The sequence below is a fragment of the Thalassospira sp. HJ genome (assembly GCF_000948415.1).
In the GTDB taxonomy this organism is placed as follows: domain Bacteria; phylum Pseudomonadota; class Alphaproteobacteria; order Rhodospirillales; family Thalassospiraceae; genus Thalassospira.
In genome coordinates, this window is record NZ_JYII01000007.1 from 167,506 (window position 1) to 182,114 (window position 14,609).

14 protein-coding genes are annotated in these 14,609 nt (G+C 54.5%); 8 read left to right on the forward strand and 6 right to left on the reverse strand.

All coding sequences use genetic code 11. The features are described from left to right. Window positions 1-147 precede the first annotated feature (147 nt). Complete coding sequence (locus tag UF64_RS04755; protein WP_044827474.1) at window positions 148-897, forward strand: hypothetical protein; 750 nt, start codon at window positions 148-150, stop codon at window positions 895-897. 270 nt (window positions 898-1,167) lie between these two features. Here UF64_RS04755 and UF64_RS20120 read toward each other — a convergent pair whose 3' ends face one another. Continuing rightward, window positions 1,168-1,527, reverse strand: coding sequence for a hypothetical protein (locus tag UF64_RS20120; RefSeq protein WP_044827475.1), 360 nt, complete (start codon window positions 1,525-1,527; stop codon window positions 1,168-1,170). A gap of 42 nt (window positions 1,528-1,569) precedes the next feature. After that, window positions 1,570-2,067 carry a hypothetical protein gene (locus UF64_RS20125; protein WP_152630604.1) on the reverse strand — a complete coding sequence of 166 codons (498 nt, stop codon included), beginning with the start codon at window positions 2,065-2,067 and terminating at the stop codon, window positions 1,570-1,572. Here UF64_RS20125 and UF64_RS20130 point away from each other — a divergent pair. The 6 genes from UF64_RS20130 (at window position 2,066) to UF64_RS04795 (ending at window position 9,045) form a co-directional block, all read left to right on the forward strand. Next, window positions 2,066-2,578 carry a phasin family protein gene (locus UF64_RS20130; protein WP_152630605.1) on the forward strand — a complete coding sequence of 171 codons (513 nt, stop codon included), beginning with the start codon at window positions 2,066-2,068 and terminating at the stop codon, window positions 2,576-2,578. The genes UF64_RS20125 and UF64_RS20130 overlap by 2 nt on opposite strands. 303 nt (window positions 2,579-2,881) lie before the next feature. Further along, complete coding sequence (gene clpS, locus UF64_RS04775; RefSeq protein WP_008890601.1) at window positions 2,882-3,208, forward strand: ATP-dependent Clp protease adapter ClpS; 327 nt, start codon at window positions 2,882-2,884, stop codon at window positions 3,206-3,208. 3 nt (window positions 3,209-3,211) lie between these two features. Next, window positions 3,212-5,530: an ATP-dependent Clp protease ATP-binding subunit ClpA gene (gene clpA, locus UF64_RS04780; protein WP_044827478.1), complete on the forward strand. Its 2,319-nt coding sequence runs from the start codon at window positions 3,212-3,214 to the stop codon at window positions 5,528-5,530. Window positions 5,531-5,635: 105 nt separating this feature from the next. Then, window positions 5,636-6,178 (forward strand): hypothetical protein, encoded by a 543-nt coding sequence (locus UF64_RS04785; RefSeq protein ID WP_044827479.1) that lies wholly within the window; start codon window positions 5,636-5,638, stop codon window positions 6,176-6,178. A 555-nt stretch (window positions 6,179-6,733) separates the two neighbouring features. Continuing rightward, window positions 6,734-7,351: a hypothetical protein gene (locus UF64_RS04790; RefSeq protein ID WP_044827480.1), complete on the forward strand. Its 618-nt coding sequence runs from the start codon at window positions 6,734-6,736 to the stop codon at window positions 7,349-7,351. Between the two features lie 11 nt (window positions 7,352-7,362). Then, a complete protein-coding gene (locus tag UF64_RS04795) occupies window positions 7,363-9,045 on the forward strand; it encodes a methyl-accepting chemotaxis protein (RefSeq protein ID WP_044827481.1) in 1,683 nt (560 codons plus the stop codon). A gap of 78 nt (window positions 9,046-9,123) precedes the next feature. Here UF64_RS04795 and UF64_RS04800 read toward each other — a convergent pair whose 3' ends face one another. After that, window positions 9,124-10,284 carry a GNAT family N-acetyltransferase gene (locus tag UF64_RS04800; protein WP_044827524.1) on the reverse strand — a complete coding sequence of 387 codons (1,161 nt, stop codon included), beginning with the start codon at window positions 10,282-10,284 and terminating at the stop codon, window positions 9,124-9,126. 244 nt (window positions 10,285-10,528) lie between these two features. Between UF64_RS04800 and serA the strand changes: the two genes are divergently transcribed. Then, window positions 10,529-11,770 carry a phosphoglycerate dehydrogenase gene (gene serA, locus UF64_RS04805; RefSeq protein ID WP_044827482.1) on the forward strand — a complete coding sequence of 414 codons (1,242 nt, stop codon included), beginning with the start codon at window positions 10,529-10,531 and terminating at the stop codon, window positions 11,768-11,770. Between the two features lie 80 nt (window positions 11,771-11,850). Here serA and UF64_RS04810 read toward each other — a convergent pair whose 3' ends face one another. The 3 genes from UF64_RS04810 to accC all read right to left on the reverse strand — a co-directional run bounded on the left by UF64_RS04810 (window position 11,851) and on the right by accC (window position 14,596). After that, on the reverse strand, window positions 11,851-12,333 hold the full coding sequence (locus UF64_RS04810) for a GNAT family N-acetyltransferase (protein ID WP_044827483.1): 483 nt from the start codon (window positions 12,331-12,333) through the stop codon (window positions 11,851-11,853). Window positions 12,334-12,378: 45 nt separating this feature from the next. Continuing rightward, window positions 12,379-13,044 (reverse strand): leucyl/phenylalanyl-tRNA--protein transferase, encoded by a 666-nt coding sequence (gene aat / locus UF64_RS04815; RefSeq protein ID WP_044827484.1) that lies wholly within the window; start codon window positions 13,042-13,044, stop codon window positions 12,379-12,381. 202 nt (window positions 13,045-13,246) lie between these two features. Beyond that, window positions 13,247-14,596 (reverse strand): acetyl-CoA carboxylase biotin carboxylase subunit, encoded by a 1,350-nt coding sequence (accC, locus tag UF64_RS04820; RefSeq protein WP_044827485.1) that lies wholly within the window; start codon window positions 14,594-14,596, stop codon window positions 13,247-13,249. Between the last annotated feature and the right edge of the window lie 13 nt (window positions 14,597-14,609).

Here is a 14,609-nt window from a genome sequence, read left to right on the forward strand (position 1 = left end):
CTAAATAAGCTCACTGTCGCATCCCAGCCTTAAACAAATGTTTAAGAGCATCAAATTTTGACGGTCGTCACTCGGGCCTTGAGATGGCCATTTTTATACGCGAAAGTACATTTTATATCTCCAGATCGGCAAAAAATCGAGGATCGAATGTTTGAAAAGAGGGTTTCAGTTCACACCCGTAGCGCAACGACCCGTGCCAATTGGGCCAAGGCAGGCATCGCAGCACTTGTGATTGCCGGGCTTGGCGGCTGCACCTTTACCCAGACAAGTGATGTCAGTAATCCGCTTGTGCGCAAGGCATCCTGGTTTTCGTATCTGAATGCCGATGATCTGCGTCAGGCCTGTTCGGCGGGGACTGCTGATGGTCAAATCCGCATCATTTACAATGCTGACTACTACAAGGAAGTGCGCGTTTTTGAGCTGATGCCGTATCCCGGCAACGAAGAATTCAACCTGACCACGCGCGTGTTCGGCCCGCTTCAGGTCAAGGATATCAATGTTGAGTTGAATGCGCCGCTTGGCGCCTTTGGCGGGGAAGAGGCGGTCGACCGGATTGATCGCGCATCCTACCTCGCCATCACCGATGCCCTGCAGGCTGAAGGCTTCGGAACCCAAAGCCGTGATGGTTTGCGTCTTTATTCCGATGACTACTACTGGGTGGCAATCGGGTGTTCTTCGAGCAACATAACGCTGGCGGCATGGGCATCGGGTGTTGATGACATGCGCGCGCTTGATTTCCCGGATGTTTTGGCAAACCTGTCATCCGTGGAGCGCGAATTGCCTGAACCGCCTGCCGTTGAAAATGCGCGGTCCCAGGGGGCTGCGCAATTGCACTACGTTCAGAATAACGACTCTCGTGATTTCTACCGCACCGTGCGTGGAAACATGCTTCGCTAGGGCAGCGACGACCAAAAGATTGAAACAGCAGCATGTAAGGTGCGTGCTGCTGTTTCGTTGCACCATATTGCTGCAATGCAGCGATGACTTTTGCTAGTGCCTTGTTCAATAAGTCATTTTGAAGTTTATCGCGGACTTCTGGCGTTTTTCATTGATCCCGAACCTCGGTTTGTGTCCGAAATGTCACTAAACTGTGCTTGACGAAGCGGGGTATTTCCATCTAGGGTTATGTTGCAATGCAACATTGATCCGGGATGTGTATCCCGGCGATCAGGAGGTCGAGGCAATGGCTGATTCCAGGAAAAAAACATCCGGGAAAACTGCAACGAAGCCGGTTTCCAAAGCGTCGCCCAAATCGACAGCGCCCGCAGTGGGAAGCACACCTTCCAAGCGCAGGGTGATGACATCTTCCGAGATCGAGGCTGCTGCCCAGAAGGTATCGGGTGCAGACGAAAAACCGGCAGTGGCGGCTAAAGAGGTTCCGGCAGCGACGCCCGAAGCTCCCCTGACTAAAGCGCCGGAAAGCTCGGCTGCGTCAGCCAGTGCATCGCCCGAGCCTGTCAAGGCCGAAGCGCCTGCGATGCCGGAGCCGTCACGTGCGGCGAGTGCCGAAAACGCGCAATCCAGCACTTCGGGAGAGCTTGCGAGCAGTGCCGCTGCCTCCGAGAAAACTCAACCAGCGTCCAAGGCGCCTTCATCTTCACCAGCGCCGAAGACATCGAAACCCTCTGAGAAGTCACCTGTTGCAACCACCGGGGCCGCGCGACCTGCTGCGAAAAGCACGCCGGCAGCAAAATCGACAGCGCCCGTACCATCCACCAAAACTGAAAAGGTCAGTACTGTGAGCACGAAAAGCAAATCTGCGGCAACGAGCAAGTCGGCCGCTTCTTCCGCCCCAAAAAAGACAACCGCTACCAAGGCAGCAACCGCTAAGGCTGCTCCGAAAAAGGCGGCTGCTGCCCCGGCAAGTGCTGCAACCAAATCGGCAGCTGCGCCAAAGGCACTGGCTAAGCCTGCTGTAAAGGCGGCCGCGCCGCAATCGGCAGCACCTGCCAAACCGGCACCTGTGCCGGGCCCGGCCAAGCCGGCAGCTGCGCCAAAAACGGTCGAGGCTAAGCCAAAAGCCACGCCTAAGCAGGCTGACGTATTTGGCTTTGGTGCGCTGTTCATGGATGGCACCGGTATGGAGCCGTATTTCGAGCTTTGGAAAACGCCCGAGGTGGAAGCTATGGTTGCGGCTGGCAATGATGCCTTCGAAGACAGCGTTTCTGCTGCCAACGAAGCATTCGGTAAAATCTTTGAAACCATGACCGGTCAGGCCGATGTGTTTTCCGGGGCTGGGTCGCGGGTTGCTGCACAGTATGAAGAGCTCCTCGATACCCAGAAGAAAAGTTTCGAGGAAGTCTGGCAGGCAACCATGACGATGTTTGAAAAGACCGGCGGGATCGGAACCGAGCTTTCAAGCTGGATGCAGAAGGAATTTGAAGCATCACAGGACGATCTTGATGAGCTGGCCAAGGTCGAAAGCCTTGCTGATCTTCAGGAGCTGCATTCGCGCATCCTCAATCGCTGCTATGCCAGCAGCATGGCCGAAGGCGAAAAGATGCAGGAAATCATGTTTTCTGCCATCTCAGACAGCCTGGATGCGATCAGCAAGGCAACCAATGCTGCGATGAAATGATGCAAGCGACGATGTTGGGTATTCCAGCAATCAGAATTTCCGGGCGGGTATGGCTTTTGGCCATGCCCGCTTTTTCTTTGCCTGATTTCCTGTCATGCCATTTTGGATCAACAATAATCAGGAAGTTTGTTGCTTGATCTTGCAGTGCGTTATTCGCGGCCTAAATGAATCGAAGATGGACAACAAACAACACTCGGATGCACAATAAATTCCTAGTGAGAACCGCGTAGCGGACTTTGAAAGAGTTTGGCAATGACCTATCATGGAGTTCACGCAGGAAATAAGGGTTCCGGTAAGTAGACGATGACTGAGCAGGATAATGACGGCACTGATCTGCCGAACACGGGGATCGTAACAAAGACACGGCCCAAGACGAAAAAGCCGTCCATGTACAAGGTGCTGTTGCTGAATGACGACTACACGCCGATGGAGTTCGTCGTTCACGTACTGGAACGGTTTTTTGAAAAAGGCCGTGAAGAAGCCACCGAAATCATGCTTCAGGTGCACCGAAAGGGTGTCGGAGTGTGCGGTGTCTTCACATATGAAATTGCAGAGACCAAAGTTAACCAGGTCATGGACCTGGCCCGCCAGAATCAGCATCCGCTGCAGTGTACCTTAGAGAAGGAGTGACATATGCTATCGCGCAATCTTGAGGAAAGCCTGCACCGTGCGCTCGCATATGCGTCGGAGCGCCGGCACGAATATGCCACTCTTGAACATCTTCTGTTGTCGCTGACCGAAGATCAGGATGCGCTGGCGGTGCTTAAGGCCTGCCGGGTTGATATTGATCGTCTGCGGTCTGATCTGCTGGAATTCGCCGATAGCGAACTCTCCGGTCTGATCAGTGCACGTCTGGTTGACCCAAAGCCGACCGCCGGTTTCCAGCGCGTGATCCAGCGTGCAGCCATCCACGTCCAGTCGTCCGGCCGCGAAGAAGTGACCGGCGCAAACGTGCTGGTTGCTCTGTTCTCGGAGCGGGAGTCGCATGCGGTTTACTATCTGCAACTGCAGGATATGACGCGCCTTGATGCGGTGAATTACATTTCACACGGCATCGCCAAGGCGACCGAGCTTAATGAGCGTCGCATCCCGCGCGGTGCCGACGAAGAACCGGTTTCCGGTATGCCGCCGGAAGGCGATGACAGCGGCCCGGCCGAAGGCGAGGCGCTTAAGGCCTATTGTGTGAACCTTAATGTCAAGGCGCAGAGTGGCAAGATCGATCCGTTGATCGGCCGCCAGAGCGAGATTGACCGCACTATTCAGGTTCTTTGCCGTCGTACCAAAAACAACCCGCTTTATGTCGGGGATCCGGGGGTTGGTAAAACTGCCATCGCCGAAGGTCTGGCGCGCCGCATCAATGATGGTGACGTGCCCGAAGTGCTCGAGAACGCCACGATCTTCGCCCTTGATATGGGCGCACTTCTGGCCGGAACGCGCTATCGCGGTGATTTTGAGGAGCGCCTCAAGGCTGTGGTCAAGGAACTCGAAGAGTACGAAGGTGCTGTTCTGTTCATTGATGAAATCCACACCGTGATCGGTGCCGGTGCGACGTCGGGCGGGGCAATGGATGCGTCCAACCTTCTCAAGCCTGCGCTGGCAAGTGGGTCGCTTCGTTGCATCGGGTCGACGACCTATAAGGAATTCCGCGGGCACTTCGAAAAAGATCGCGCCCTTGTCCGCCGTTTCCAGAAAATCGATGTCGAGGAACCGTCCGAAGCAGATACCGTCAAGATCCTTAAGGGGCTCAAGCCCTATTACGAGGAGCATCATCAGGTCAAATACACCAACGAAGCGCTGCGTTCTGCGGTTGAGCTAGCATCACGTTACATCAGTGACCGTAAGCGGCCTGACAGTGCGATTGACGTGATTGACGAGGTTGGTGCGTCGCGCATGCTGGTTGCACCAAGCAAACGCAAGCGCACGGTTGGCAAACGCGATGTCGAGGAAATCGTCGCCAAGATTGCCCGTATCCCACCAAAATCGGTTTCGACCGACGACCGCAAGGCCTTGGCTAATCTGGAGCGCGACCTTAAGACCGTAGTCTTTGGTCAGGACGGCGCGATTGAAGCACTCGCGAGTGCAATCAAGCTTGCGCGTGCCGGCCTTCGTGAACCGGAAAAGCCGATTGGTAGCTATCTGTTCTCTGGCCCGACCGGTGTCGGTAAGACTGAGGTCACCAAGCAGCTGGCAACCGTCATGGGGATCGAGTTCATCCGCTTTGACATGTCGGAATATATGGAACGCCACAGCGTCTCTCGCCTGATTGGTGCACCGCCGGGCTATGTCGGCTTTGATCAGGGTGGTCTTCTGACCGATGCCGTGGATCAGCATCCGCACGCGGTTGTGCTGCTTGATGAAATTGAAAAGGCTCATCCGGACTTGTTCAATATTCTTCTGCAGGTCATGGATCACGGTAAGCTGACCGACAATAACGGCAAGACGGTTGATTTCCGCAACGTCGTGCTGGTCATGACGACCAATGCCGGCGCATCGGATATGGCAAAACCGCCGATCGGCTTCAAGCGTGAAATGCGTACCGGTGAAGATGAAGAGGCAATCAAACGCACCTTCACGCCGGAATTCCGCAACCGTCTGGATGCGGTCATTCCGTTCGCCAACCTGAAGTCGGAAGTCGTCAAGATGGTTGTCGACAAGTTCATCCTGCAGCTTGAAGCGCAGCTGGCGGACCGTAACGTTTCGATCGAACTGACCGAAGCTGCACGGGCCTGGATGGCAGAGCGCGGTTACGACGTTGCATTCGGTGCGCGTCCGTTGGGCCGGGTCATTCAGGAACACGTCAAAAAGCCGCTTGCTGAAGAATTGCTGTTTGGCAAGCTGTCGAAGGGCGGGGCTGTCTTGGTCGATATCGAAGACGATGCTGTCGTCTTCCGTTATCCGGAAGATGAAAACGGCGAGAAACAGCAAAAGAAAGACCCGGAAATGGCAGGCTGAAAACGCCTTTACCGGTTTTCAGGTTGTTGTTAATCATTGGCAATATAGATTGGTGCCCGGGAATACTGTTCCCGGGCATAATCATATCAAGAACGCCAGAATATCATGAGCCAGGCTGCACAAAGAAAATTTCGAAACGAAGTCGAGGAGTTCCTTTCCCGGCTTGAGCTGCGCGCGCGTAAGCTGATCTCGCTCGCGGACGTGCTTGAAAAGAACGCCGATAAGTCCGATGTCACCGGCTATCGCCCGTTTCGAGAAGAAGTGGATAACTTCAAGGCATTGTCGATTGTGATCACGGAGCGGATGAACAAGCTCGAAAGCCATCCCAAGAAAGAAGAGCTTGAAGAACAGTTCCATAAGCTGCAGGTCTTGATGCTTCGTCTTGTCATCAAGACCAGCCTGAAGTTCTTCTTTATCATGAGTGCCAAGGAACACCTGCCGCTTGGGGCGCGCGAAATGTTCCAGAGCGAGTTGCGCACCCTCTATGAGGCAGAGCGGATGATCTCTGATCCGCGCTATATCAGTCAGCTCGACGACTCCGCTAAGGAAGACCTTGATACCGCCAAAGACATTCTCGAAGAAATCATCGAGAAGGCGCCCGCACTGCTGAATTTCAATAAACCAAGAAAGAAAAAACGCACCAGCTAGCGTGCCATAAGTTGCTTGCAAATAACGCAATTCTCTAAAGTATAGGTGGGTATTTGCAAAATGCAAAAATAGAAATTCGCATTTTGCAATCTTTGCATTTTGAAATGCAAAGATTATGAGTTAATGTAATTTTACTCGGAAGGGGATGTACCGAAATTTCCCGGAAAACCGGCGATTTCAAAGGTTTTTCGAAAGTTGGCACACATCCTGCTTGGTTCCGGGTGGACAGTTGTTCTTTGCAGGGGCGCGTATCGCGCCTGGAACAACGTAATCTTCTGCAGTTTGCTCGTGTCCCAACCAAACTCAGCGGCGGTCTTATACCGCCGCTTTTTTCTTGCCTGATTTCCGGGCTCTCCATTTCCCCAGTTTCTGCCGATCGCACTGTTGTTTTGGTGCGCGCAATCCACATATAGGACATGTGGAAGCTCCTCTCATGCGGCTCCACGTTCCCTTGGATTCTAAAAAAGGTTGTATTCGTGTTATATCCTTTGTATAAGATTCTATACTAATAGATAGTCAACCTTCGCCGTCGGCATAGACTAGGGAGTAAAATGAATGAAGTCCAAGTGTGGTGTGGCTTTGGCCGGGATGCTTACAGCAGCAGTGCTTGCTGTGCCGCATGCTGCATTTGCCAAGGCAGAGTTGCCGGGGGATCCCAACGCGCTCATCACTGATCAGTTTATCCGCGACATCCGCGAATGGCTTGCCAATCCGGTTGTGTCGCTTTCCATTACGTCGCAGAACAAGCTGCGTAAGGATATGACGCAGGATCAGATTGATGCTGCGGACCAACAATGGCGCGCAGAACGCGAGGCCGAAGATCAGCCGTTGGTTGCAGCAATCCTGACCAACCCGCTGTCGGGCTACCTGACACAGGTGCAGGCGCGCTCTGGCGGGATGTATGCCGAAATCTTTGTGATGGACTCTGTGGGGCTGAATGTCGGGCAGAGCTCGATTACTTCCGATTTCTGGCAGGGGGATGAGGCGAAGTTTCAGAACACCTATCCGAATGGCCCTGATGCGGTTTTCATTGATGAAGCCGAATACAACGAAAATTCTGACGCCTGGCTGTCGCAGCTCAACATGACAATGAGCGATGCGGACCGTCAGCCGATCGGTGCCGTGACCATCGAGGTCAATCTCAATGAACTTGCACGTCGTCGTGGCCTGTAGGGAGAATAGCTATGAAATTCTTTGAAAACCTCTCTATCCCGGCAAAGCTGATGACCTGTTTTGCCATCATGATCGCCGTCATTTTGATGGTCGCAGGTGCTGGTATTTTCGCAACCATGAAGGTCAACAGTGCGAACGATCAACGCGATTACCTGTCCGAGTTTGAGCGCGACTATCGCAACCTTGATCGTGCGTATCTGATTGCGCGTCAGGAACTGGTGTATTTCCTGACCACCGGAGATCGGGCTGGTTTGACTGGTTATGAAGCCTCACTTGAAGAGATTGATACCCGTACCGACGTTCTCAAAACTTATGAAGTGATCAACCCCGAGGTTGCAGCACTGATTGAAGAAATGGATGGCGCGATCGATCGCTGGGAAGAAATCGCGGTTCAGCAGGCACAGCTGATGCGTCACTACCTGACGGTCAACCACGCCCGTGCGATCGAAGCATCTGGTGAGCCACGTGAACTGGCAGACCAAGTGACCATGATCGCAGGTGAACTTGCCAAGAACATTGATGAACTAGTTCTCGAAGTCGAGGCGGAAGTGGCAAACGCAATGACCATCTTCCAGGTAACTTTGGGCGCCGGAGTCGTCCTGCTGATCGCGATGGCGGTTCTGTTCGGTGGTACACTTTCACGCATGATCGCAACGCCGATCCGCAAGATGACCGAAGCCATGGGGAACCTGGCTGCTGGTAACCTTGATATCGAAACGCTTGATATGAAGCGTGCGGATGAAGTTGGTGCGATGGCCAAATCGCTTGAAGTCTTCCGCGAGAACGCCCGTGAACGTGCCCGCATGGCCGAGCAGGAAAAAGTCGAAGCCAAACGTCAGGTTGAACGTAGCCAGCGCATGGGGACGTTGACCAAGGGCTTTGATGAAAAAATCCAGGATGTTCTGCATGCAGTGAACGCAGCGCTTGATGATGTCCGTTCGGCATCTGAAACGCTGACTTCGCATGCCCAGCGTGCCAACCAGGATGCCCAGGATGTGGCAGAGCAGGCGCAAGAGTCTTCTACCAACATCGAGACCGTGGCTTCTGCAACCGCACAGCTGTCGGCCTCGATTTCAGAAATCTCGTCGCAGATTGCACGTGTAACTGAAATCACGCAGGTCGCGGTGGGCGAAACCGAACGCACCAACGAACGCGTTGCGAAACTCAATGATGCCGCGCAAAGCGTTGGCGAGGTTGTCAACCTGATCAGTGACATTGCCGATCAGACCAACCTGCTGGCCCTTAACGCAACCATTGAATCGGCCCGTGCAGGCGAAGCTGGTAAAGGCTTTGCGGTGGTGGCTGGCGAGGTCAAAAACCTTGCTTCCCAGACCGTCAAGGCGACCGAGCAGATCACTGCCAAGATTGCCGAGATGCAAAGCGAAACCGGTGCTGCTTCCGAGGCTGTGCGTGGCTTTGCCGACACCATCACCAAGATTGATGAGCTGATGTCGGTTGTTGCCAGTGCGGTTGAAGAGCAGGGCGCTGCAACCGAGGAAATCTCGCGCAGTGTCGAAGGGGCTGCCAACGGTAACGTCGCCATCACCAACGCAGTTAAAAACGTTGCTGATGCAACGACCGAGAGTGGTGATCTCTCAAGCGGTCAGCTCGACAGCGTTGGACGATTGGCTGCTGCCAATGATGAGCTTCGCAGCCATGTCAACGGCTTCCTGAATGACGTCCGTACCGTCTGACGGACAAGACATATCACGACAAAAGGCGCGGGAATTTCCCGCGCCTTTTCTTTTTTGGTATGTCGCATCGCGGCCGGGTTACGAGCCCGGCTGTTCCTGCCGATAGGGGCTGTGTTCCGACAGGATATAGTCGCGATCCTGATCAATATGGTCGCGTTCCTGCCTCAGAAACTGCGCGACCGCGCGCTTGAGGCCCGGGTCGGCAATCAAGTGGGCAGAATGGGTGATGACGGGTTCGTAGCCGCGCTGGATCTTGTGTTCGCCCTGCGCGCCGGCCTCGACCGTTTTAAGGCCGTGTTCGATCGCGATATCAATGGCTTGATAGTAACAGGTCTCGAAATGCAAAAGCCGGGTGCGATCAATCGTGCCCCAGTTACGGCCATAAAGCGTTTCCGAGCCAATCATGTTCAGCGCGCCGGCGACCATTTCCCCATCATTGAACGCGCAGACCAGAACCGTGCGATCGCGAATGCGCTCATGGAGCAAATCAAAGAAGTCACGCGTCAGATAGGCCTGACCCCATTTGCGATCCGATGTGTCACGATAGAAATGATAAAACCGGTCCCAATGATGGGGTTTCAGATCATCGCCGCGCAGGGCCTTAAAGCTGTAACCGGCCTCAAGAACCTGTTTGCGTTCCTTGCGCAGGTTCTTGCGTTTGCGCGAATTAAGCGCACCCAGGAAATCATCGAAATTCTGATAGTCTCGATTACGCCAATGATATTGCATGCCGGTGCGCGCAAGAAACCCGGCCTGTTCCATCTGCCTGCTTTCATCGCCACTGCAAAACGTGACATGCAAGGTCGCCATGCCAAGCTTTTCGGGCAGGATCGTCATGCCGTTGATCAACGCATTGCGCACACCTTCGGGATCCGGGTGATCCTTTGCGACAAGCAGTCTTGGGCCGGGGACGGGTGAAAAGGGGACTGCTGATTGCAGTTTAGGGTAATAGCGCCCGCCAGCCCGCTCATAGGCCTCTGCCCAGGCCCAGTCAAAAACATACTCGCCGTAAGAATGGCCTTTGACATAAAGCGGCACAATGCCGATGACGGAACCTATTTCATCCTCGGCCACCAGATGGAAGGGTTGCCAGCCGGTTTCGGCCGTGGTCGATCCGCTGTCTTCCATAGCCGATAGAAAGGCAAAACTGACAAACGGGTTGTCTGACCCCGCGCAGTTGTCCCAGTTCTGTTGGCCGATTTGATGAATATCGGTGACGGTTCTGATTTCGACAGGCAAAGCAAGTTCCCCGAAGCGGGTCCCCAAAGGTGACAACGGCCCGTTGAAGGGGCCTGATTTTCATACGCATTAGCCGGTATATGCGTTCAGAAGATAGGCGCAATGCGTATTTACGCAAGGGAAAGCCTTTGACGGACGTGCCGCGAAGTCCTATTTCATTGTGCCACAGGCCGATTTTAAACGGTTTGAAAAACGGCTCGGGGATTTTCCCGTGTCGCCCTCGCGAAGAAAAGGATGGTGCGCCGTGAACAGCAAACTTTCGTTGGAGAAGGACAAGATCAAGGTTGTCCTGCTCGAAGGTATCCATGAAAACGCTGTAAAGATGTTCAAAGAGGCCGGCTACTCTAATGTCGACCATTACCCTGCTGCGCTCGACGCGGACGAACTGAAGTCCGTTGTCTCCGAAGCGCACTTTTTGGGCATTCGTTCCCGTACCAAACTTACCGAAGAAGTCATTGATGCCGCATCCAAGCTGACCTCGATCGGCTGTTTCTGCATCGGCACCAACCAGGTCGATCTGCAGGCTGCTGCCATGCGCGGCATTCCGGTGTTCAACGCACCGTATTCCAACACCCGTTCGGTTGCCGAGCTGGTGCTGGGCCAGATCATCATGCTTCTGCGTGGCATCCCGAAGCGCAATGCGGCTGCCCATGAAGGTGGCTGGTTGAAAAACGCCCATGGTTCCTATGAGGCACGTGGCAAGACGCTGGGCATCATCGGCTATGGCCATATCGGTTCGCAGCTTTCGGTCCTGGCGGAATCGCTTGGCATGAACGTCATTTATTTTGACGTGGTCAACAAGCTTGCCATGGGTAACGCCAATTCCTGCTCGTCGATGGATGAACTTCTGGAAAAGTCTGATGTCGTATCGTTGCATGTCCCGGCCAACGAGCAGACCAAGAACATGATCACCGCTGCCGAAATCGCCAAGATGAAAAAGGGCGCGCATCTGATCAATGCCGCACGTGGCAATGTCATCGTCATCGACGACCTGGCCGCCGCCCTTGAAAGCGGTCATCTGGCCGGTGCGGCGCTTGACGTGTTCCCGGTCGAGCCGGCTGGCAAGGACGAACAGTTCGAGAGCCCGCTGCGTGGCATGGACAACGTGATCCTGACCCCGCATATCGGTGGCTCCACGCAGGAAGCGCAGGAAAATATCGGGATCGAGGTCGCAGACAAGCTGATCACCTATTCCGATAACGGTTCGACCCTTGGGGCTGTGAACTTCCCGGAAGTCTCGCTTCCGGTCAAGGACCGCACCCATACCCGCTTCATGCACATTCACCGCAACGTTCCGGGCGTGCTGCTTAAGATCAACGATGTGTTTGCCCGCCGCGGCATCAACATCAGCGGTCAGTATCTGCGTTCCGAAGGCGGCGTTGGCTATGTGGTCGTCGAAGTCGACAAGGAAATCAAACCGGGCGAGGGCGTTCGCAAGGAACTGTCTGCCATCGAAGGGACCCTTCGCGTCCGCTTCCTGTTCTGATCTGAACAGATCGGTTTAGAAATACAAAAGGGCGGGTGCCAGATGGTCCCCGCCCTTTTTGTTTGTCTTGTGTGATTTGCTTAAAGCTTGCGATACATCACCAGCGCGTCGGTTTCGCCCAATGTCGGATGCATGAAGGCGCCGGGCAGGCGACCGACAATCTCAAAGCCGAGTTTCGGCCACAAGTGAACAGCGGCAGCGTTGCTGGCGATCACGAAATTGAACTGCATGGCGCGGTAGCCAAGTTCCTTGGCGCGCACAAGCGAGTCTTCACACATGCGCCGCGCAATACCCCGGCCGCTGGCAGCAGGCGAGGTCATATAGCCGCAATTACACACATGCGATCCGCCGCCGCCCTGGTTTTGGCGGATGTAATAGGTGCCGACCACCTTGCCGTCTTCCTCGGCCACCAGAGTGACCTTGTCCTTTCCCATCCAATAGGCAATGACGTCGTCGTCGGTCATGTCGCTATCAATGGCATAGGTATCACCGGCCCGCAGGATCGGTGCGACGATATCAAGGATGGCTGGGATGTCTTGTTCGGTGGCGGGGCGAATATTCATGTGGAACTCGTCGTGGTGTGGAGGTCGTGGTGGGCGCTGCAGACTTCACGGCTGCAGATGAGCCTCACTATCGCCGCCCGTCAGCGTTTCTTCAAGGATTTCCGGATCAACTTCGAACGGAAGGTTGGCACGCCCCGTCAGGGCCTTGGCCAGTTCGTTGCGATACCGCTCACGCGGGATTTCCTCGACCCCGAACTGTTTGAGGTGATCATTGACGAACTGCGTATCAAGCAGGCTGTAGCCGCCCTGACGCATCAGGGCAACCAGATAGACCAGGGCGACCTTTGATGCATTGGTCGCGCGTGAAAACATGCTTTCGCCAAAGAACGCCTTGCCGAGGCTCACGCCATAAAGACCACCAACCAACTCACCGTCTTTCCATGCCTCGATCGAATGGGCACAGCCCATCTTGTGAAGCGCGCAATAGGCATCAAGGATGTTGCTGTTAATCCAGGTGTCATCACGGGTATCGGTTGGCTCCGCACAGGCGCGGATCACGTCGGGAAAGGCACGATCGACATGGATTTTATAGGTGCCTTTGCGCACTTCCTTGCGCAGGCTGCGCGGCACGTGGAAGCCATCAAGCGGCAAGACACCACGCCATTCCGGATCGATCCAGTAAAGCGTTGGATCATCATGGCTTTCGGCCATCGGAAACAGGCCGACGGAATAGGCTCGGATCAAAAGATCAGGGGTCAGCTGGTTTGACATGATCGCAGTGATAATTGCTCTGGTCCTGTTTGTCTGGTGTCTGTTTACATATGAGATACCCGGTCGGTCCCGACAAGGTCATCACACATCCCAGTCTGAACCGGGCTTTTATAATAGGGAAGCTTGATTAACGTTTTGATGTGGATCGGAAACAAAAAACGGGAACCCGAAGGTTCCCGTTTGAAATGGGTTTATGCACTGATCACAGCGTTTTTTTCATGCCCATGAACTTTTCCAGCCAGTGGATGTCGTAATCCCCTTTCTGGATGTCCGGGTTGGACAGAAGCGTCTGATGCAGCGGGATGGTGGTTTTGATGCCGCCAATCGCATATTCCGCCAGCGCACGGCGCAGGCGCATCATGCATTCTTCACGGTCGCGACCATGGACAATCAGCTTTGCGATCATGCTGTCGTAATAAGGCGGGATCGAATAACCGGTATAGATGCCGCTATCGACACGCACGCCAAGACCGCCCGGTGCATGATATTCCTTGATCTTGCCCGGTGACGGAACGAAGGTCTGCGGATCTTCGGCATTGATACGGCATTCAATTGCATGACCATGAATTTCAAGGTCTTCCTGCTTGAATGACAGCTCAAGACCGGCTGCAACACGGATCTGTTCACGCACAAGGTCAACACCGGAAATCATTTCGGTTACCGGGTGTTCGACCTGCAGGCGGGTGTTCATTTCGATGAAATAGAACTCGCCATTTTCATACAGGAACTCGATCGTGCCGGCATTGCGGTAGCCCATGCCGATCATGGCATTGGCAACGGTGGAACCGATGCGTTCGCGTTCTTCCGGTGTCAGGGTCGGAGACGGAGCTTCTTCAAGCACCTTCTGGTGACGACGCTGCAAGGAGCAATCGCGTTCAAACAGGTGAACCGCGTTGCCATGCATGTCACCAATGACCTGCAATTCGATGTGGCGCGGTTTGCCAAGGTACTTTTCCATGTAAACGGCGGCATTGCCAAAGTTCTGTAATGCTTCCTTACGGGTCATGGAAAAGGCTTCGGCAAGGTCTTCTTCGCGCTCGACCACTTTCATGCCACGACCGCCGCCGCCGCCCGATGCCTTGATCAGGACTGGATATCCGATGTCCTTGGCGCATTTGCGGGCTTCGTCAACGGTGGTGATTTCACCATCGGACCCCGGCACACACGGAATGCCAAGTTTCTCGGCGGTCTGTTTTGCCGTGATCTTGTCACCCATGGTGCGGATATGTTCCGGCGTCGGACCGATGAAGGTAAAGCCGTGCTCTTCGACCATGGATGCGAAATCGGCACTTTCCGACAGGAAGCCATATCCCGGATGGATGGCTTCGGCGCCGGTGATTTCAGCAGCCGAAAGAATGGCCGGAATATTGAGATAGCTGTCTTTGGATGCTGCCGGACCGATGCAGACCGATTCGTCGGCCAGACGCACATGCATGGCGTCCGCATCGGCAGTGGAATGCACCGCGACAGTTTTGATGCCCATTTCGCGGCAGGCGCGCTGAATACGAAGCGCGATTTCACCACGGTTGGCAATCAGGATTTTGTCGAACATGCGGTTGATACCC

What these genes read in the sequence shown, in the direction of transcription:
- accC (WP_044827485.1), bottom strand. Translation starts at nt 14,596, where the DNA reads ATGTTCGACAAAATCCTGATTGCCAACCGTGGTGAAATCGCGCTTCGT.
- UF64_RS04785 (WP_044827479.1), top strand. Translation starts at nt 5,636, where the DNA reads ATGAGCCAGGCTGCACAAAGAAAATTTCGAAACGAAGTCGAGGAGTTC.
- UF64_RS04755 (WP_044827474.1), top strand. Translation starts at nt 148, where the DNA reads ATGTTTGAAAAGAGGGTTTCAGTTCACACCCGTAGCGCAACGACCCGT.
- UF64_RS04795 (WP_044827481.1), top strand. Translation starts at nt 7,363, where the DNA reads ATGAAATTCTTTGAAAACCTCTCTATCCCGGCAAAGCTGATGACCTGT.
- aat (WP_044827484.1), bottom strand. Translation starts at nt 13,044, where the DNA reads ATGTCAAACCAGCTGACCCCTGATCTTTTGATCCGAGCCTATTCCGTC.
- UF64_RS04790 (WP_044827480.1), top strand. Translation starts at nt 6,734, where the DNA reads ATGAAGTCCAAGTGTGGTGTGGCTTTGGCCGGGATGCTTACAGCAGCA.
- UF64_RS20130 (WP_152630605.1), top strand. Translation starts at nt 2,066, where the DNA reads ATGGATGGCACCGGTATGGAGCCGTATTTCGAGCTTTGGAAAACGCCC.
- UF64_RS04810 (WP_044827483.1), bottom strand. Translation starts at nt 12,333, where the DNA reads ATGAATATTCGCCCCGCCACCGAACAAGACATCCCAGCCATCCTTGAT.
- clpS (WP_008890601.1), top strand. Translation starts at nt 2,882, where the DNA reads ATGACTGAGCAGGATAATGACGGCACTGATCTGCCGAACACGGGGATC.
- UF64_RS20125 (WP_152630604.1), bottom strand. Translation starts at nt 2,067, where the DNA reads ATGAACAGCGCACCAAAGCCAAATACGTCAGCCTGCTTAGGCGTGGCT.
- clpA (WP_044827478.1), top strand. Translation starts at nt 3,212, where the DNA reads ATGCTATCGCGCAATCTTGAGGAAAGCCTGCACCGTGCGCTCGCATAT.